Genomic DNA, 17,319 nt, shown 5'->3' with positions numbered 1-17,319 from the left:
CATCTGATGCAACGCAAGCGTTCACCGCTTCGCTTGAATGCAATATCCTGTGCAGAGGATGGCACCGGCCTTGCCAGTGTTCGCGGCGGTTCGACGCCTCGGTAAACCCACTCCCACAGGGGCAGCACCTTGCTTGCGATCGCAGAGTCCTGCACCTCGGTAAGGAGAGCATATGAGCAGTAAACCGATTCGCCCCTCCACGTCCTGGGCGCTGACCACCCTGCTCGCCTTCAGCCTGGCACTCACCGCCGGCTGCTCCAGCAAAGCCAGCAAGGCCAGGTACGCAACGCCGGCAACGGGCTCCAACTGCTTCGCCAAGGCCGTCCCCACCACCGGCGAAGGCGGCCTCGCGTGGGGCAATACGCTGAGCATTGCCCGGCAGAAATCGCTGAACAACTGCGTGCGTTATGCAAGCCGGTCAGGAGGCACACCGAAGACTTGCCAGGTGGTGATGGCCAAGTGCAAGAACTGAGCGCTTGGCCCGTGGGCTCAACCTCGAATGATCACCACTTCAAGGTACTCACTCGGCACCACCAACGACGACGAGCCGCCCACATTGCTTTCGTTCAGCAACTGGGTCAGATCCCGCTCCAGCGCCCCGGCCGCTTCCGGCTCCAGCGAGGCAAACGCTTTGTGCACCGGCCCGTACCAGGTGCGGAACACCTCGATGAAATGCGCCGCCGAGCGATAGCGGAAGTTGAAGTGCTGGCGGCTGACCTTCAATTCGCCCAGCGCCCCCTCGAACATCACGCGCAACTGTTCTTCATCACCCCAGCGTGAAGGCGGCAGAGCCCCGGCCGGTGGCGGTACATGCCGCCCGAGGGTCTTGAACATCTGCCCGACGAACCCTTGCGGGGTCCAGTTGGCCAGGCCGATCCGGCCACCGGGCCGGCACACCCGGCTCAGTTCGCGTGCGGCCTGGGCCTGGTCGGGCGCGAACATCACGCCGAAGGTGGACAGCACCGCATCGAAGGTGCCATCGGCAAACGGCAGCGCTTCGGCATCGGCGACCTGGAACACCACATTGAGGTGCTCGGCCCGCGCGCGTTCTTCACCGCGCTTGAGCAGCTCGGGCACATAGTCGGTGGAGGTGACACGGCAGCCGCGCCGGGCAGCAGCCAGGGTGGCATTGCCGTTGCCGGCGGCGACATCCAGCACCTGCTCGTCCCAGCGCAGGTCACAGGCTTCGGCCAGGCGCTCGCCAACCAGTTGCAGGGTGGTGCCGATTACCGCGTAGTCGCCACTGGCCCACGCGGCTTGCTGGCGGGCTTTGAGGGCATTGGTATCCAAAGGGGTGCTCATGGTCTGCGCCTTCTTGTTGTGCGCGGCCGAGGTCCTTCTGGCGGTCAACGCGCCATGGATCGAGGGGATGGGAGCAAAACGCTACGCGCCTGGCAGGCGAAGCGGCAAGACAGATTGGGGATAGCGGTTATTTGAAACCGATATATGAAGGCGATCGACGTCGCTGTAGGAGCGGCCTTGTGTCGCGATGGGCCGCAAAGCGGCCCCCGTTTTGGCATTGAAGCTGATATTGCCGGGGCCGCTTTGCGGCCCATCGCGACACAAGGCCGCTCCTACAGGAGTCAGGCGAACTTGGCCCGGGCCGCGTGCAGCTTCTTGTAGCTTTCGATCAGGCGCAGGTGGCGATCGAGGCCTTCGAGCTTCATGCTGGTCGGGGTCAGGCCATGGAAGCGCACGCTGCCGTCCACCGAACCCAGCACCGCGTCCATGCGCGGGTTACCGAACATGCGGCGGAAGTTGGCTTCGTAGTCGTCCATTTCCAGTTCGTCGTCCAGCAGCACTTCCAGCACCACGTTCAGCGCCTGGTAGAACAGGCCGCGCTCGACGGTGTTGTCGTTGAACTGCAGGAACGCCTCGACCAGTTCCTTGGCATCCTCGAAGCGCTGCACAGCCAGGCAGATCAGCAGCTTCAGCTCGAGAATGGTCAACTGGCCCCACACCGTGTTCTCGTCGAACTCCACGCCGATCAGCGTGGTGATGGTGGTGTAGTCATCCACATCGCAGTTGTCCAGGCGCTTGAGCAGCAGCTTGAGGGAACGGTTGTCCAGGCTGTGCAGGTTGAGGATGTCGGCGCGGAACGACAAGGCGCGGTTGGTGTTGTCCCAGATCAGGTCCTCGACCGGGTAGATCTCCGAATAACCCGGCACCAGGATGCGGCAGGCGGTGGCGCCAAGGTTGTCGTACACCGCCATGTACACTTCCTTGCCCAGGTCCTCGAGGATGCCGAACAAGGTCGCGACCTCCTGCACGTTGGAATCCTCGCCGTGGCCGGAGAAGTCCCACTCGACGAACTCGAAGTCGGCCTTGGCACTGAAGAAGCGCCACGACACCACGCCACTGGAGTCGATGAAGTGCTCGACGAAGTTGTTCGGCTCGGTCAGCGCATGGCTTTCGAAGGTCGGTTGCGGCAGGTCGTTCAAACCTTCGAAGCTGCGGCCCTGCAGCAGTTCGGTGAGGCTGCGCTCCAGCGCCACTTCCAGGCTCGGGTGGGCGCCGAACGAAGCGAATACGCCGCCGGTGCGCGGGTTCATCAAGGTCACGCACATCACCGGGAACTCGCCGCCCAGCGACGCATCCTTGACCAGCACCGGGAAGCCCTGCTCTTCCAGGCCCTGGATGCCGGCGACGATGGCCGGGTACTTGGCCAGTACCTCCTGCGGCACATCCGGCAGGCACAGCTCGCCTTCGAGGATTTCGCGCTTCACGGCGCGCTCGAAGATTTCCGACAGGCACTGCACCTGCGCCTCGGCCAGGGTGTTGCCGGCGCTCATGCCGTTGCTGAGGAACAGGTTCTCGATCAGGTTGGACGGGAAGTACACCACCTGCTGGTCGGACTGGCGCACGAACGGCAACGAGCAGATGCCGCGCGCGGTGTTGCCCGAGTTGGTGTCGTACAGGTGCGAGCCACGCAGCTCGCCGTCCGGGTTGTAGATTGCCAGGCAGTGCTCGTCGAGGATCTCGGCCGGCAGCGCATCGCGCGGGCCGGGTTTGAACCACTGCTCGTTCGGGTAGTGCACGAACGGCGCGTTGGCCAGGTCCTCGCCCCAGAACTGGTCGTTATAGAAGAAGTTGCAGTTCAGCCGCTCGATGAACTCGCCCAGCGCCGAGGCCAGCGCAGCCTCCTTGGTCGCGCCCTTGCCATTGGTGAAGCACATCGGCGACTGGGCGTCGCGCACATGCAGCGACCACACGTTAGGCACGATGTTGCGCCACGAGGCGATCTCGATCTTCATCCCCAGCCCGGCGAGGATGCCCGACATGTTGGCGATGGTCTGTTCCAGCGGCAGGTCCTTGCCGGGGATGTAGGTGCTGGTGTCCGCCACCGGCATCAGCAGGCCCTGGGCATCGGCATCGAGGTTGTCGACCACTTCGATCACGAACTCGGGGCCGGTCTGCACCACCTTCTTCACGGTGCAGCGGTCGATGGAGCGCAGGATGCCCTGGCGGTCCTTCTCGGAAATGTCCTCGGGCAGCTCGACCTGAATCTTGAAGACCTGGTTGTAGCGGTTTTCCGGGTCGACGATGTTGTTCTGCGACAGGCGAATGTTTTCGGTGGGAATGTCGCGGGTCTGGCAGTACAGCTTGACGAAGTAAGCCGCGCACAAGGCCGAAGACGCCAGGAAATAGTCGAACGGCCCCGGGGCCGAGCCATCACCCTTGTAGCGGATCGGTTGGTCGGCGATCACCGTGAAGTCGTCGAACTTGGCTTCGAGACGGAGATTGTCGAGAAAATTGACCTTGATTTCCATGCGGGATTACCGTGATTTAAACGTGCAAAACGAAATTGGCCGGCATTATCCGGGTTTTCGTTGCGGAAGTCCTCCTCACCTCCAAATGCGCTTTCTTGTAGGAGCGGCCTTGTGTCGCGATGGGCCGCAAAGCGGCCCCTTACAATACTGCATGCTGCCAAGACCCCGGGGCCGCTGCGCGCCCCATCGCGACACAAGGCCGCTCCTACAGGCGATAGCGCACATCGCCGCTTGCGCATTTCACCGAATTGCTTGCCTGATCCTCTGAACCTGCCCCCGTCAGCAGACCGGCGGTCACCCCGCTGTGCTAGCGTTTCTGCACTGGGGAGCACCGTATTCCCCGATCACAAGAAACCAAGCGACAGCAACCGTTGACGGGCAGGTGAACCATGGAACTACGCATCAACCAGAAGACCTACCAGGTCGAGGCAGACGCCGACACGCCCCTGCTGTGGGTGATCCGCGACGACCTGGGGCTGACCGGCACCAAGTATGGCTGCGGCCTGGCCCAGTGCGGCGCCTGTTCGGTGCTGGTGGACGGCAACGTGGTGCGCGCCTGCGTCACCCCGGTGGCCGGCGTGGTCGGGCGCGAGGTGACCACCATCGAGGCGATCGAGGCCGATGCCGTCGGCAAACGGGTGGTCGCGGCCTGGGTCGAGCACCAGGTGGCCCAGTGCGGCTACTGCCAGTCCGGCCAGGTAATGGCGGCAACGGCGCTGCTCAAGCACACGCCCAAGCCCAGTGACGCACAGATCGAGGCAGCCATGGTCAACCTGTGCCGCTGCGGCACCTACAACGCCATCCATGCTGCCGTGCATGAGCTGGCCCAAGGGGAGAAGGCCTGATGAACACACCAGTCGATACCCCCGCCGAACTGCTCAAGCTGCAATTGGGCGAAACGGTCAACCTGTCGCGTCGGCGCTTTCTTGCCGGCACGGCTGTCGGTGCCCTGGTGCTGGGTTTCGGCCTGCCCATGGGCTCGGCCCGCGTGCAGGCAGCCGCCGCAGCAACCCCGGAGCGCGGTACCCAGGTGCCGGCGTTTCTGGAGATCCGCCCGGACGGCAAAGTACGCCTGCTCAGCCCGTTCATGGAAGGTGGCCAAGGCCCCTTCACCGCCATGGCGCAGATCGTTGGTGAAGAGCTGGACGTCGACCCGGTCAATTTCGTGGTCGACAGCGCGCCGCCCGGCGAAGCCTATGTAGTGATGGAAAACGGCATGCGCATCACCGGCGGCAGCATGTCGGTGCGCATGAGCTACCCGACCATGCGCCGCCTGGGCGCCCTCGCCCGGGCCATGCTGCTGCAGGCGGGTGCCGAGCAGCTGGGCGTGCCGGTCGAAGAACTCTCCACCACGCCGGGTCACGTGGTACATACCACGACTGGCCGCTCCATCCCCTACGGAGAACTGGCCGGGCGGGCCATGGACCTGCCAGTGCCAGACCCGGCCAGCGTCAAGCTGCGTGACCCCAGCCAGTTTCGCTGGATCGGCAAGCCGGTACGTCGCCTGGATGCCTACGACAAGTCCACCGGCAAGGCGGTGTACAGCATCGACATCAAGGTCGACGGCATGCTCCACGCTGCCGTGCAGCACGCGCCACGCCTGGGTATGACCGTCGGCAGCCTGCGCAACGAAGACCAGGTCAAGGCCATGAAGGGCGTGCATTCGGTGCATCAGTTGCCGGGCGCCGTGGCCGTGGTAGCCGAACGCTGGTGGCATGCCAAGCGCGCGGTCGAGGCCATCCAGGTTGACTGGAAGGAGCCTGCGGCCGACAGCCCGGTACGGCCGATGCCGGCCGACTTCTCCAGCGATGGCTGGCGCGAGCACCTGGCCACGGTCACGGGCCCGGCGCGCGACGACGAAAACCAGGGCGATGTGGCCGGCATGCTGGCCAATGCCAAGACCCGGGTCGAGGCAACCTACCATAACCAGTACCTCAACCACGCCCAGTTGGAGCCGCCGTCGGCACTGGCGCGCTTCAACCCGGACGGCACCCTGGAGGTGTGGCTGCCCAACCAGGCGCCGGACATGTTCCGTGACGACATTGCCAAGCGCACCGGCCTGGCCCCGGCACAGATCACCTTGCATTCGCCGTTGCTGGGCGGTTTCTTTGGCCGCCACTTCCTGTACGACTCGGCCAACCCCTACCCACAGGCCATTGCCTTGGCCAAGGCGGTCGGCCGGCCGGTGAAACTCATCTGGAGCCGCGAGGAAGAATTCCTCCGCGATGTGCTGCGCCCGGTCGCCGTGGTGAAATTCCGGGCCGGGCTGGATGCCGACGGCCTGCCAGTGGCCCTCGAAGCCGTGAGCGCCACCGAAGGCCCGACCGAGGCCCTCGCAGGCAAGCAAGGCGAAAAGCTCGACCCGACCGCGCTCGAAGGCCTGTCGGGCAAGTCCTACGCCATCGCCAACAAGCGTATCGCGCAGATCTACGTGAAAGGCCCGGCCATGCTCGGCTACTGGCGCTCGGTGGGCAACTCGCTGAATGACTTCTTCTATGAGTCGTTCCTCGACGAACTGGCCGACAAAGGCGGCAAGGACCCGTTCGAACTGCGCCTGCACCTGCTGCGCGACAACCCGCGCCTGACCAACCTGTTGCAGGCCGTCGCCGAGCTTTCCGGCGGCTGGAAGCGCGGGCCGTTCACCGCCGAGGACGGCAGCAAGCGGGCGCGTGGCGTGGCCATGGCCTCGCCGTTCGGCTCGGAGGCAGCGGTCATTGCCGAGGTATCGATCGAGAACGGCCAGGTCAAAGTGCACGACATCTGGCAGGCCATCGACCCGGGCAGCATCGTCAACCCGGCGATCATCGAGCATCAGGTCAACGGCGCCGTCGCCCTGGGCCTGTCGCAGACACTGCTGGAAGAAGCGGTGTACGTGGATGGCAAGCCGCGCGCGCGCAACTACGACCTGTACCCGATCTTGCCGCCATCGCGCATGGCCAGGGTGCATGTGCGCATTGTCGAAAGCGGGGCGAAGATGGGCGGCATCGGCGAGCCACCGTTGCCCGCGGTGGCACCGGCGGTAGCCAACGCAGTCGCGCAGCTGACCGGCCAGCGCGTGCGCAGCCTGCCATTGAGCCGCCATACCTTCAGCTGAGCACACAAGGACGCCCCATGACCCACCGTTTCGCAAGAACCGCTGGCTGGCTGGCGCTGCCGTGCCTGGTCGCGGCAGGCCTGCTGGCCTGGTACGTCACCCGTGAGCCCGCCTCGCCATTTGCCGGTACGCAAGCCACCGCTGCCGACCCGGCGCTGGTCAGCCGTGGCGAATACGTGGCCCGCCTCAGCGACTGCGTGGCCTGCCACAGCCTGGCGGACGGCAAACCGTTCGCCGGCGGGCTGGAAATGGCCACCCCGCTGGGGGCAATCCACGCCACCAACATCACCCCCGACCGCGACACCGGCATCGGTGGCTACAGCCTGGCCGACTTCGACCGTGCCGTGCGCCACGGCGTAGCCCCCGATGGCCGACGGCTGTACCCGGCCATGCCCTACCCGTCCTACGCCAAGCTCAGCGATGACGATGTAAAGGCGCTGTATGCCTTTTTCATGCAAGGCGTGCAGCCGGTGCAACAGGCCAACCTGGCCAGCGACATTCCCTGGCCGCTGAACCTGCGTTGGCCCATCGCCTTGTGGAACGGCCTGTTCGCCGCCACCACGCCCTACACCAACCAGGCCGGGCAGGATGCCCAGTGGAACCGCGGCGCCTACATCGTCCAGGGCCCAGGCCACTGTGGCAGCTGCCATACGCCGCGCGGCCTGGCCTTCAACGAAAAGGCCCTGGATGACAGCGGCAAGCCGTTCCTAGCTGGCGCACTGCTCGATGGCTGGTATGCACCGAGCCTGCGAGCCGACCCCAACACCGGGCTGGGGCGCTGGAGCGAGGCCGAGATCGCGCAGTTCCTCAAGACCGGGCGCAACCGTCATGCGGTGGTATTCGGCTCGATGACCGAGGCATTCAACAACTCCACGCAGTTCATGAGTGACGACGACCTGGCGGCCATTGCCCGCTACCTGAAGTCGCTGCCCGGCGACCCGCAACGCGACGGTGAGCCGTGGCAGTACCAAGCCGAAACAACGGCGGCGCGGCTCGACAGCCCTGGGGCGCATACCTATGTAACCCGCTGTGCGTCGTGCCACGGCATGGACGGCAAGGGCCAGGCCGAATGGATGCCGCCTTTGGCCGGCGCTACTTCGGCACTGGCCAAGGAAGACGCCTCGGCGATCAACATCACCCTCAATGGTTCGCAGCGGGTGGTGACGGCCGGGTTGCCCGATGCCTATCGCATGCCGGCCTTCCGTGAGCAGTTGAGTGACCAGGAAATTGCTGATGTGCTGGGTTTCGTGCGCAGTGCCTGGGGGAACAATGGTGGGCCAGTGAATGCGCAGGCGGTAGGCAAGTTGCGTGGGCACACCGACCCGGCCAGCAGTAGCCCGATCATTTTGCATATGCGCTGAAACTTGGTGGCTGTACCGGAGTACCCATGGAAAGCATCGACCTGCTGGTCCTGCGCACCACCCGAGACTGGCTCGCCGCCGGCCATCGCACCCTGCTCGCCACGGTCGCCCGCACCTGGGGTTCCTCCCCCCGCCCGGTGGGCTCGATGATGGCCCTGCGCAGCGACGGCCGTGTGGTTGGCAGTGTCTCTGGCGGCTGCATCGAGGACGACCTCATTCACCGCTACACCAGTGCCTACGCCGGCCCCGGCATGCCCAGCGGCCTGCCCCAGGTGGTGCGCTATGGTGTCAGTGCCGACGAGGCCCACCGCTTCGGCCTGCCCTGTGGCGGCACCCTCGAACTGGTGCTGGAGTTCGCCCCGTCGCTGCCACACCTCGAGCAACTGCTCGCCGGCCTCGACGGCGGCAACCTGGTACGGCGTGGGCTCGACCTGCGCAGCGGCAAAGCCAGCCTCAGCGCCACCACCACGCCCGAGCTGTTCAGCTTCGATGGCCAGCACATGCTCAGCACCCTCGGCCCCGGCTACCGCCTGCTGTTGATCGGTGCCGGCGCGCTGGCCGAATACCTGGCGACCATGGCCCTGTTCAATGGCTTCAGCGTTTCACTGTGCGACCCGCGCCCCGAGTACACGGCAGGCTGGAACGTTGCCGGCGTCAACCACCTTGCCGGCATGCCGGACGACGTCGTCCGCGCCTTTGCCCCGGACCTGCGCAGCGCCATCGTCGCTGTCAGCCACGACCCCAAGCTGGACGACCTGGCACTGCTCGAAGCGCTGCACAGCCCGGCGTTCTATATCGGTGCCATCGGCTCACGGCGCAACAGCCAGCTGCGCCGCGAGCGCCTGATCGAACACTTTGGCGAAAGCGAAGCGTCGTTGCGGCGCCTGCACGGCCCTATCGGCATTTATATCGGTAGCAAGACCCCGGCCGAGATTGCCGTCAGCGTCATGGCCGAGATCCTCGCGGCGAAGAACGATGTCACCCTGCCCGGCGCAGTCAGCGTGACCCGGGCCAAGGAAGCCGAGCAACTGGCCCGGTCCCTGTAGGAGCGGCCTTGTGTCGCGATGGGGCGCGAAGCGGCCCCGGCGATATCTGCGGCGAAGCTGAAAACAGGGGCCGCTGCGCGCCCCATCGCGACACAAGGCCGCTCCTACAAGGGACCGCATACCAGGCTGCTATTGCCAACGCTCCAGGTTTTGCTGCAGCAGTTGCTCCGGCAATGCCCCGGCAACGATCTTTTCCATCTCCCTTGTCAGTGCCTCACGCAGCTTCGGCTGATTGCAGGGCGAGTCATGCGAAAGCGCCAGGTACAGCCCTTCGCTGGATACCGGTGGCTCCAGCACCTGTAAATTGTCGGCAATCCCCAAGGTGCGTGCCAGCGCCAAGCCGGGATACTGCTCGTACACCACGTAATCGCTGCGCTTGTGCATCAACTTCTCGAATGCCTGCCTGGCACCGGGTACCGCTTCGAGGGTGAGGTTGGTCCTGGCGTAGTCGTCGAACTGCTGGCCGTGGCTGTTGTTGACCAGCGTGCCGCCTTTGCGGCCCTTCAGGTCGGCCCATTGCTGGTAGGCAAAGGTATTGTCCTGGCGCACCCAGATAACACTTGGGGTATACAGGAATGCCGGGGTAATGAAGTCCATCTGCTGCTGACGGGTCTTGGTCAGGAAGTACCCGGCCATCAGGTCGATCCGGCCCGTGCGCACTTCTTCCTGGGCGCGCGACCACGGCCCGCCGTAGACCACCTCGATTTCCAGCCCCAGTTGCTTGCCCAGGTACTTGAGCAGATCGGCATTGGCACCGATCAGTTGCTGGGGGTTTTGCGGGTCGCGCCACAGGTAGGGGGGGTATTCCGGGTTGCCGGTGGCAGTCAGCCGCCGGCATTCCTCATGCGCTACCGCCGCCAGCGGCAGCAGCAGGCACGGCAACAGCAGCAAGGCGTGGCGAAAGCAGCGCTCGATCATCGACAACCCTCGGCACATGTGACATCCGCAGACCCGGAGCGGTGGCCAATGGTTGCCACGTCCTGTGGTCGACTGCAGCACCCATCTGTGCGTGCTGCAGACAGTCTGGACCATGTATGGCCATCAGGTTGGCCTTTTATCGGCCAGATGGAGCGCCCCTCGTACTTCAGGCCCCCTGCCGGCGCATCGCCAGGATCGCCGCGCCAAAGCCGATAAAGGTGGTGCCCACCACCCGGCTCACCCAGCGCGACAGGGACGGCCGGGTCAGCACGCCCTTGGCCCGCGCCGCCAGTGCGGCATACAGGCTCAGCGAAACCAGCGACAACGCTACGAATATCCCGGTCAGGATCAGGAACTGCGGCAACAGCGCCGCCCCCTGGTCGATGAACTGCGGGAACAGCGCGGTGAAGAACATGGTCGCCTTGGGGTTGGTCACTGCCGTGAGGAAGGCCGACTTGTATAGCTTCAGCGGCGTGGGCCGAACCTTGGCCACACCCTCTGCGTCGCCCTGCGCCAGCATCGGGCTCTTTTTCAGCAATTGCCGCGCGCCCAGATAGAACAGGTAGCCCGCCCCCAGGATCTTCAAGGCGTTGAACAGCATTTCGGAACTGGCCAGCAGCGCGCCCAGCCCCAGCATGGCGGCTGCCGACAGGCAGAACAGGCCCGAGCCATTGCCCAGCGACGACCAGATCGCGCTGCGCTGGCCATGGGCAAGGCTGTTGTTGATGGCCATCAGGGTGGCAGGGCCGGGGCTGGCGATCGCGATGGCAGCGACCAGGGTAAAGGCAAACAGCGAGTGAGAATCCATTTTCAGGCTCGTCAGACAATCAGGAAAAATTGCGCACAGGGTGCGCAGGCTCAGTCGCCATTCTGCCGTTTGGCCGCCTTCTTGGCGATAGCCTTCATCCGCGTTGCCGCCCGCTGCACGGTGGCCATCTTCTCGGGGCGCTTCATGCCCCGCCATTTGCGAATTTCGTCACGGCTGCGACCGCAGCTCACGCACAGCTCGCTATTGAGCTGGCACAGCGAGACGCAGGGGTTGTCGATGTCTTTGGCCATGCCGCCACTCAGCCGGGCATTTCAGCCTGCGCGCGCTCGGCGGCGGCGTGGAACACCTGGCGTACTTCTTCGGCCTTGACCTTGGTGACCGACCTGGCAGCCAGCAGCTCGTCGACCACGCGCAAGCCCTGTTCCAGGGCGGTGGCCAGTTGCTCGAGGTCGGAGGCGTCAGCGATATCACCCAGATAAGGAGCGATGAGATACACGTAACGGTCCTGCAGCTTGAGCGCTTCCAGCGCGTCGAGGGCTTTCTGGAACCGATCGGCAGCGGCAGGGCTCATGCTCAATTTATCGAAATGAATCAGGCTCACACGGTCAGTGGCCATCTGGACGAATCTCCGTTTCCTGGTACGGCCAGGCCCACAAGCGGCAGCGCTTCTACGATGCCCGGATGTGCAGGCCTGGGTAATGCCCACAGGGTACCAGAACCCGAGGCAGAAAGGGCCATCGCCCCCAGAACTAAAAGTATCTGGCAGGTCGCGCAATGGACGTCCCGGGGCGTTATCGGGACAGGAGCCGCCGTTTAGTGCGCAGGATAATCCCGCCAGCAATCTCCCCGCCGAGGCAGTCATCGAACTCGGTAGCCCACACAAAACTACAAGCCTGCACCAGCCGGTAAGCCAGAAAGGGGCCTCATCATTCATGGCAAAGGAACACATCACCGAAACGCTCGACCTTGGCGTGACGGATCCCTCGAAAACCGCGGAAGCACGCCAGGACCGGCGTTTCGAGGGCAAGCTCGACTGGATCGTCTTTGGTTTCACCAGCCTCCTGGCCATCGCTTTCGTCCTCTGGGGCTTCCTCAACCAGGCAAGCCTCGCCAGCAGCGCCTCCAGCGCGCAATCCTGGGTCATTCTCAACTTCGGCTGGTTCTTCGTGCTTACCTCCACGCTGTTCGTGGTGTTCGTGCTGTGGCTCGCCGCCAGCCGGTACGGTCGGGTCCCGCTGGGCCGTGATGGCGAACAGCCAGAATTCCGCACGGTGTCCTGGGTGGCGATGATGTTCAGCGCCGGCATGGGCATTGGCCTGATGTTCTTCGGCGTTGCCGAACCGCTGTCGCACTATGTATCGCCACCACCAGGGACGGCCACCGGGCAGTCCAGCGAAGCGATGCAGGTGGCCATGGCCACAACGTTGTTCCACTGGACCCTGCACCCCTGGGCCATGTACGCCATCGTCGGCCTGGTGATTGCCTATGGCACCTTCCGCCGCGGCCGCTCGCAGCTGATTTCCGCCGCCTTCCGGCCGTTGATCGGCAAGCATGCCAACGGCCCGCTCGGCCGCCTGATCGACATGATGGCGATCTTCGCCACGCTGTTCGGCTCGGCGGCCTCGCTGGGCCTGGGCGCGCTGCAGATTGCCGGTGGCCTGGAGTACAACGGCTGGATCGAAAGCCCCGGCAAGCTGTTCTACATCTCGATCATCACCCTGCTGACCATCGCCTTCGTCACCTCGGCGGTGTCGGGCATCGGCAAGGGCATCCAGTGGCTGTCCAACACCAACATGGTGCTGGCGCTGGTGCTGGCGGTGTTCGTGTTCATGGTCGGCCCGACCCTGCTGATGCTCAACCTGCTGCCAACCTCGATCGGCATCTACGTCAAGATGCTGCCGGAAATGATGGCCCGTACCAACGCCAGCGGCGGTGAACAGATGAACAACTGGCTGGCCGGCTGGACCGTATTCTACTGGGCCTGGTGGATTTCCTGGACGCCGTTCGTGGGCATGTTCATCGCCCGCATCAGCCGCGGCCGCACCATCCGCCAGTTCGTTACCGGGGTGCTGCTGGTACCGAGCCTGGTCAGCCTGGTGTGGTTCACCATCTTTGGCGGCGCGGGTATCGACGCCCTGCGTGAAGGCGCCTTCCAGCTGGCCAATGGTGCGGTCAACAGCAACCACGCGCTGTACCAGTTGCTGGACAGCTACCCGCTGGCCTCGGCGACATCAGTGCTGGTGATGGTTCTGGTGGGTATCTTCTTCGTCTCCGGTGCCGACGCGGCCTCGCTGGTGATGGGCACGCTGTCGGAACACGGCACCACCACGCCATCGCGGCGTACGGTGATCTTCTGGGGTGCGCTGACCGGTACGGTGGCGGCGATCATGCTGGCAATCGGCGACCCGCGCGACCCCGGCGAGGCACTGACCGGCCTGCAGAACCTGACCATCGTCGTGGCCCTGCCGTTCGTGGTGGTGATGGTGCTGCTGTGCCTTGCGCTGTACCGCGACCTGCGCAAGGACCCGATGATGCTGCGCCACCTGCGCGGCAACGAACTGATCGAGAAGGCCGTGCTGTATGGCGCGGTGAAGCATGGCGAAGAGTTCTACATCGTGGTGCAGGAGAAGAAGACTTCGACCAAGCCGGCGTCGGCAGAGGCCGAAGTGACCGGCAACTGACCTGGCAAGTTTGTGGAATCGGGGGCTGCTGCGCAGCCCCCGATCAAGATGCCTTCACTGCCGTGATCAGCCCTTCAACGCCGCCTCTATCCTGGCCACATCGATCTTGCCCATCTGCATCATGGCATCAAACGCCCGCTTGGCCGCCGCCCGGTCGGGGTGGCCGATGGCTTCGATGAGGATGCGCGGGGTGATCTGCCACGAAATCCCCCATTTATCCTTGCACCAGCCGCAGACACTGGCCTCCCCGCCGTTGCCGACAATGGCATCCCACAAGCGGTCGGTCTCGGCCTGGTCCTCGGTGCTGACCTGGAATGAAAACGCCTCGCAATGCGTGAAGGCCTTGCCTCCGTTGAGCCCCACGCAGGGAATACCCATGACGCTGAACTCCACGGTAATCACGTCACCCTGTTTCCCGGATGGATAATCAGCAGGTGCCTGATGCACCGCTATCACTGTCGTGTCAGGGAAGACGCTGGCGTAAAAGTTCGCGGCCTCCTCGGCGTCGTTGTCGTACCAGAGGCAGATTGTGTTCTTGGCTGTCATGGTCTTGTTCCAAGAAAGGGTCTGAGCCTTTGAGTCTAGTCTCACAGTCGCCGGTTGAAGTCCTGCAACATCCTGCAGACATTTCCGACATCAGGTAGTGAACCTGCTGACAAAAAAACGGTCTTTCGCTGACGGTCAACCCACCGACCGGTTCATCGGCCCAGTCACCGGGCCTACTTTTTGTCCTGTTTCAGCGAAGACCCAACATGCCCGATTCCCGCCCAACTGCTTCCGCCCTCACTGCCCTGCGCGGCGGCCTGATCGCCACCCTGGTGGCCCTTGCCGCACCGGTGCACGCCGAAGAGCCTGCCAGCGATGCACGCTGGGTCAGCGACAGCCTGAGCACCTACGTGCGCAGCGGCCCCACCGATGGCCACCGCATTGTCGGTACGCTCAAGTCCGGGCAGAAGCTGACCCTGATCGGCAGCCAGGGCAACTACAGCCAGGTGCGCGGGCAGAACGGCGATGTGGTGTGGATTCTCAGCAACGACCTGCAGTCGGTGCCAGGCCAGGGCGAGCGCCTGCCGCAGCTCGATGCCCAGGTCGCGGACCTGACCGGGCAGCTGAAGAACATCGACGACAGCTGGAAGAATCGCGTACAGGGCATGCAGGAAACCCTCGATTCACGCAAGAAGCTGATCGACGAACTGGAAGCACGCAACAAGGCGCTGAATGAACAGCTCGACCAGAGCCAGTCGCAGCTGCGCGATACCCAGGCACGCCTGGGGGACGAGAACAAGCAGGTGATGATGCGCTACATGGTGTATGGCGGCAGCATTGCCGGCGCGGGCTTGCTGGCGGGGCTGATCCTGCCGTCGCTGACCCGTGGGCGCAGGAAGAACGATCGCTGGTTCTGAAGACGGCGCCAGCCTGCGCTGGCCTCTTCGCGGGTAAACCCGCTCCCACAGTAACCACGCTGGCCTTGAGCCTGTTGGAGATACTGTAGGAGCGGGTTTACCCGCGAAGAGGCCAGCAAGGGCTTACTTGCTACGTGCCTTGTTGTAAATAGTCTTGGCTTGGTCCGCCGAGGCCTGACACTGAGTCATATCGCCCTTGCTCTGAGCATCCTTGGCATTTTGCAAGTGGACTTTGAAGTCATGGGCCATGCCGCCATGCATTGCCTGGCCACTGGCCTTTTCGAAATCCTCAAGCTCCTTGATCTTGGCCGCACAGTTGCTCGCCGGGTCTGCGTGTGCGGCAAAACTGAGGACCGAGGCAATCACCAGCAAAGGTATGCATTTAGTGGATTTCATGGAGCGTTCTCCTGGAAAACCTGAGGGGTCGTCGAGATGACACTGGCTCGACGCAGCAAACAGCATAGTCGGCCATACGCCCCGGCGCCTCGGCTCAGCCCGGGGGCTATGCCCCCTCGGCAAACAGGAAATCGATGAACACCCGCACCCGCAACGGCATGTGCCGGGCCTGGGGGTAGATCAGCATGAACGGCCGCGAGGTGCCGCCAAACTCGGCGAGTACTTCCACCAGTTCGCCACTGGCCAGTGCGTCCTGCACGGTAAAGCGGTAAGCCTGCATCAGCCCGCCGCCGTGGCGCACCAGCGTGGCGGTGGCGAGGAAGTCGCCCAGGCAGGTGAACCCACCCTGGGTTTCGATCTCCACCTGCTGGCCATCCTGAAGGAAGCTCCACGGCGGGCGGCGGCCACTGCTGGGCAGTTCGAACTGGATGCACTCATGTTGCAGCAAGTCGTGCGGTGTTCGTGGCGTGCCGGCACGGGCCAGGTAGCCCGGCGTGGCCACCACCACCAGTTCGGCATCTTCCAGGCGACGCGCCACCAGCCGCGAATCGGCCGGCTCGCGGCCACGAATGGCCAGGTCGAACGGCTCCTCGGCAAAGTCGACGTTGCGGTTGCTGACATGCACATCCACCTGCACCTTGGGGTAGCGCTGGCGAAACCGCGGCAGCAGCGGCAACAGCCGGTGATGAGCATAGGGCGTGGGTGCACTGATACGCAGCAGACCGCTCGGCTCGACCTGCCCGCCCGTGACCTGGCGCTCGGCCTCCACCAACTGCCCCAGTGCCTGCCGGCATTGCTGATAGTAGGCCTGGCCGGCTGCGGACAGGCGCATCTGCCGGGTGGTGCGGACGAACAGGCGCACACCCAGGCGCTCTTCCAGGCGCGCCACGCTGCGGCTGACCGCCGCCGGGGTAACGCCGGCTTCCGTGGCCGCAGCGGTGAAGCTGCCGCTGTCGGCGGCCAGGCAGAACAGTTCCAGGCTGCCCAGTTGCAGGTCATCGAAATGGCGGGTCATGTCGGCTCGATTGATTACATGATGTATCGATTGAAATGCCCAGCGCCTCATTTTTCAAGTGCTGATTGCAACCTACAGTGGCTTCACACCGAGCCCATGGCTCACTTCACTGGAGATTATGCACATGCACATGAACACGCCACGCACCGTCATCATTACCGGGGCCTCGAGCGGCCTGGGTTTCGCCCTGGCCGAGGCCTTCCTCGAACGCGGCGACAACGTGGTCGGCAACGCCCGCAGCCAGGCCCGCCTTGAGCAAGCCGCCGCCCGCCTCGGCAACCCATCGCGCTTCATCGGCGTGGCTGGCGACATCGCCGAGCAGGGCACGGCCCAGCGCCTGTTCGCCAGCGCCGAGCAAGCCTTTGGCGGGGTCGACCTGCTGATCAACAACGCCGGCATCTTCATTGCCAAGCCGTTTGCCGAGTACAGCGAAGCGGATGTCGACGCCCTGGTCGGCACCAACCTCAAGGGCTTCTTCTACCCGGCCCAGGAAGCGGCGCGGATCATGACCAGGCAAGGGCATGGGCAGATCATCGCCATCACCGCCTCCATTGCCTTGCAACCGGACACCCGCGTGCCGGCCCTGCTGCCGGTACTGGTCAAGGGTGGCCTGAACCAGGCGGTGAAAGGCCTGGCACTTGAACTGGCAGCCAGCGGCGTGCAGGTGAATGCGGTGGCACCGGGGATCATCGATACACCGCTGCATGGCGGCAATACGCAAGGCATGGGCGCGCTGTCACCCAGCGGCCGCACCGGCTCGCCACAGGATGTCGTGGATGCAGTGTTGTACCTGGCCGACTCACGCTTCGTCAGCGGCGTGATCCTGCCGGTGGATGGCGGTAGCACCGCTGGCACCTGGCATTGAA

17 protein-coding genes are annotated in these 17,319 nt (G+C 64.4%); 8 read left to right on the top strand and 9 right to left on the bottom strand.

What is annotated here, in order from left to right; translation table 11 throughout:
• Positions 1 to 172 precede the first annotated feature (172 nt).
• Complete coding sequence (locus tag IMX18_RS09115) at positions 173 to 472, top strand: hypothetical protein (protein WP_003260568.1); 300 nt, start codon at positions 173 to 175, stop codon at positions 470 to 472.
• A gap of 17 nt (positions 473 to 489) precedes the next feature.
• Here IMX18_RS09115 and IMX18_RS09110 read toward each other — a convergent pair whose 3' ends face one another.
• Together IMX18_RS09110 and IMX18_RS09105 are read right to left on the bottom strand one after the other, a co-directional pair.
• On the bottom strand, positions 490 to 1,302 hold the full coding sequence (locus IMX18_RS09110) for a class I SAM-dependent methyltransferase (protein ID WP_039615268.1): 813 nt from the start codon (positions 1,300 to 1,302) through the stop codon (positions 490 to 492).
• A gap of 281 nt (positions 1,303 to 1,583) precedes the next feature.
• Complete coding sequence (locus IMX18_RS09105) at positions 1,584 to 3,770, bottom strand: OsmC domain/YcaO domain-containing protein (RefSeq protein ID WP_217190137.1); 2,187 nt, start codon at positions 3,768 to 3,770, stop codon at positions 1,584 to 1,586.
• Positions 3,771 to 4,159: 389 nt separating this feature from the next.
• On the opposite strand from IMX18_RS09105, the gene IMX18_RS09100 reads away from it, so the two are divergent.
• The 4 genes from IMX18_RS09100 to IMX18_RS09085 are packed head-to-tail and all read left to right on the top strand — an operon-like array spanning position 4,160 to position 9,271.
• Positions 4,160 to 4,615 (top strand): (2Fe-2S)-binding protein, encoded by a 456-nt coding sequence (locus IMX18_RS09100; RefSeq protein ID WP_003259224.1) that lies wholly within the window; start codon positions 4,160 to 4,162, stop codon positions 4,613 to 4,615.
• Complete coding sequence (locus tag IMX18_RS09095; RefSeq protein ID WP_217190138.1) at positions 4,615 to 6,864, top strand: xanthine dehydrogenase family protein molybdopterin-binding subunit; 2,250 nt, start codon at positions 4,615 to 4,617, stop codon at positions 6,862 to 6,864. Before IMX18_RS09100 ends, IMX18_RS09095 begins: the two co-directional genes overlap by 1 nt.
• 17 nt (positions 6,865 to 6,881) lie before the next feature.
• Complete coding sequence (locus tag IMX18_RS09090; RefSeq protein WP_217190139.1) at positions 6,882 to 8,225, top strand: c-type cytochrome; 1,344 nt, start codon at positions 6,882 to 6,884, stop codon at positions 8,223 to 8,225.
• A 26-nt stretch (positions 8,226 to 8,251) separates the two neighbouring features.
• Positions 8,252 to 9,271: an XdhC family protein gene (locus IMX18_RS09085; protein WP_217190140.1), complete on the top strand. Its 1,020-nt coding sequence runs from the start codon at positions 8,252 to 8,254 to the stop codon at positions 9,269 to 9,271.
• Between the two features lie 129 nt (positions 9,272 to 9,400).
• Here IMX18_RS09085 and IMX18_RS09080 read toward each other — a convergent pair whose 3' ends face one another.
• The 4 genes from IMX18_RS09080 to IMX18_RS09065 form a co-directional block, all read right to left on the bottom strand.
• Complete coding sequence (locus tag IMX18_RS09080) at positions 9,401 to 10,189, bottom strand: substrate-binding periplasmic protein (protein WP_015270712.1); 789 nt, start codon at positions 10,187 to 10,189, stop codon at positions 9,401 to 9,403.
• Positions 10,190 to 10,355: 166 nt separating this feature from the next.
• Complete coding sequence (locus IMX18_RS09075; protein WP_217190141.1) at positions 10,356 to 10,997, bottom strand: LysE family translocator; 642 nt, start codon at positions 10,995 to 10,997, stop codon at positions 10,356 to 10,358.
• A 50-nt stretch (positions 10,998 to 11,047) separates the two neighbouring features.
• Positions 11,048 to 11,248 (bottom strand): DUF1289 domain-containing protein, encoded by a 201-nt coding sequence (locus tag IMX18_RS09070; protein WP_003259230.1) that lies wholly within the window; start codon positions 11,246 to 11,248, stop codon positions 11,048 to 11,050.
• 8 nt (positions 11,249 to 11,256) lie between these two features.
• Positions 11,257 to 11,574 carry a hypothetical protein gene (locus IMX18_RS09065; RefSeq protein WP_054572574.1) on the bottom strand — a complete coding sequence of 106 codons (318 nt, stop codon included), beginning with the start codon at positions 11,572 to 11,574 and terminating at the stop codon, positions 11,257 to 11,259.
• A gap of 316 nt (positions 11,575 to 11,890) precedes the next feature.
• On the opposite strand from IMX18_RS09065, the gene IMX18_RS09060 reads away from it, so the two are divergent.
• On the top strand, positions 11,891 to 13,639 hold the full coding sequence (locus tag IMX18_RS09060) for a BCCT family transporter (RefSeq protein WP_054572573.1): 1,749 nt from the start codon (positions 11,891 to 11,893) through the stop codon (positions 13,637 to 13,639).
• Between the two features lie 66 nt (positions 13,640 to 13,705).
• Here IMX18_RS09060 and IMX18_RS09055 read toward each other — a convergent pair whose 3' ends face one another.
• Entirely contained in the window at positions 13,706 to 14,185 is a 480-nt protein-coding gene (locus tag IMX18_RS09055) for a VOC family protein (protein WP_015270715.1), read from the bottom strand.
• Positions 14,186 to 14,391: 206 nt separating this feature from the next.
• On the opposite strand from IMX18_RS09055, the gene IMX18_RS09050 reads away from it, so the two are divergent.
• The gene (locus IMX18_RS09050; protein WP_015270716.1) at positions 14,392 to 15,042 is read left to right on the top strand and encodes a TIGR04211 family SH3 domain-containing protein; all 651 of its coding nucleotides are present in this window, start codon (positions 14,392 to 14,394) and stop codon (positions 15,040 to 15,042) included.
• 123 nt (positions 15,043 to 15,165) lie between these two features.
• On the opposite strand, the gene IMX18_RS09045 is transcribed toward IMX18_RS09050, so the two are convergent.
• The gene (locus IMX18_RS09045; RefSeq protein WP_013973013.1) at positions 15,166 to 15,438 is read right to left on the bottom strand and encodes a hypothetical protein; all 273 of its coding nucleotides are present in this window, start codon (positions 15,436 to 15,438) and stop codon (positions 15,166 to 15,168) included.
• Positions 15,439 to 15,544: 106 nt separating this feature from the next.
• Complete coding sequence (locus tag IMX18_RS09040) at positions 15,545 to 16,453, bottom strand: LysR family transcriptional regulator (protein ID WP_054572572.1); 909 nt, start codon at positions 16,451 to 16,453, stop codon at positions 15,545 to 15,547.
• 130 nt (positions 16,454 to 16,583) lie between these two features.
• Between IMX18_RS09040 and IMX18_RS09035 the strand changes: the two genes are divergently transcribed.
• Positions 16,584 to 17,318 (top strand): SDR family NAD(P)-dependent oxidoreductase, encoded by a 735-nt coding sequence (locus IMX18_RS09035; protein ID WP_054572571.1) that lies wholly within the window; start codon positions 16,584 to 16,586, stop codon positions 17,316 to 17,318.
• The last annotated feature ends 1 nt before the right edge of the window (position 17,319 follow it).

Origin of the sequence: Pseudomonas shirazica, assembly GCF_015168335.1 — a bacterium.
In the GTDB taxonomy this organism is placed as follows: domain Bacteria; phylum Pseudomonadota; class Gammaproteobacteria; order Pseudomonadales; family Pseudomonadaceae; genus Aquipseudomonas; species Aquipseudomonas asiatica.
This window is presented reverse-complemented; position numbering and strand designations above follow the sequence as displayed.

What these genes read in the sequence shown, in the direction of transcription:
- IMX18_RS09115 (WP_003260568.1), top strand. Translation starts at nt 173, where the DNA reads ATGAGCAGTAAACCGATTCGCCCCTCCACGTCCTGGGCGCTGACCACC.
- IMX18_RS09110 (WP_039615268.1), bottom strand. Translation starts at nt 1,302, where the DNA reads ATGAGCACCCCTTTGGATACCAATGCCCTCAAAGCCCGCCAGCAAGCC.
- IMX18_RS09105 (WP_217190137.1), bottom strand. Translation starts at nt 3,770, where the DNA reads ATGGAAATCAAGGTCAATTTTCTCGACAATCTCCGTCTCGAAGCCAAG.
- IMX18_RS09100 (WP_003259224.1), top strand. Translation starts at nt 4,160, where the DNA reads ATGGAACTACGCATCAACCAGAAGACCTACCAGGTCGAGGCAGACGCC.
- IMX18_RS09095 (WP_217190138.1), top strand. Translation starts at nt 4,615, where the DNA reads ATGAACACACCAGTCGATACCCCCGCCGAACTGCTCAAGCTGCAATTG.
- IMX18_RS09090 (WP_217190139.1), top strand. Translation starts at nt 6,882, where the DNA reads ATGACCCACCGTTTCGCAAGAACCGCTGGCTGGCTGGCGCTGCCGTGC.
- IMX18_RS09085 (WP_217190140.1), top strand. Translation starts at nt 8,252, where the DNA reads ATGGAAAGCATCGACCTGCTGGTCCTGCGCACCACCCGAGACTGGCTC.
- IMX18_RS09080 (WP_015270712.1), bottom strand. Translation starts at nt 10,189, where the DNA reads ATGATCGAGCGCTGCTTTCGCCACGCCTTGCTGCTGTTGCCGTGCCTG.
- IMX18_RS09075 (WP_217190141.1), bottom strand. Translation starts at nt 10,997, where the DNA reads ATGGATTCTCACTCGCTGTTTGCCTTTACCCTGGTCGCTGCCATCGCG.
- IMX18_RS09070 (WP_003259230.1), bottom strand. Translation starts at nt 11,248, where the DNA reads ATGGCCAAAGACATCGACAACCCCTGCGTCTCGCTGTGCCAGCTCAAT.
- IMX18_RS09065 (WP_054572574.1), bottom strand. Translation starts at nt 11,574, where the DNA reads ATGGCCACTGACCGTGTGAGCCTGATTCATTTCGATAAATTGAGCATG.
- IMX18_RS09060 (WP_054572573.1), top strand. Translation starts at nt 11,891, where the DNA reads ATGGCAAAGGAACACATCACCGAAACGCTCGACCTTGGCGTGACGGAT.
- IMX18_RS09055 (WP_015270715.1), bottom strand. Translation starts at nt 14,185, where the DNA reads ATGACAGCCAAGAACACAATCTGCCTCTGGTACGACAACGACGCCGAG.
- IMX18_RS09050 (WP_015270716.1), top strand. Translation starts at nt 14,392, where the DNA reads ATGCCCGATTCCCGCCCAACTGCTTCCGCCCTCACTGCCCTGCGCGGC.
- IMX18_RS09045 (WP_013973013.1), bottom strand. Translation starts at nt 15,438, where the DNA reads ATGAAATCCACTAAATGCATACCTTTGCTGGTGATTGCCTCGGTCCTC.
- IMX18_RS09040 (WP_054572572.1), bottom strand. Translation starts at nt 16,453, where the DNA reads ATGACCCGCCATTTCGATGACCTGCAACTGGGCAGCCTGGAACTGTTC.
- IMX18_RS09035 (WP_054572571.1), top strand. Translation starts at nt 16,584, where the DNA reads ATGAACACGCCACGCACCGTCATCATTACCGGGGCCTCGAGCGGCCTG.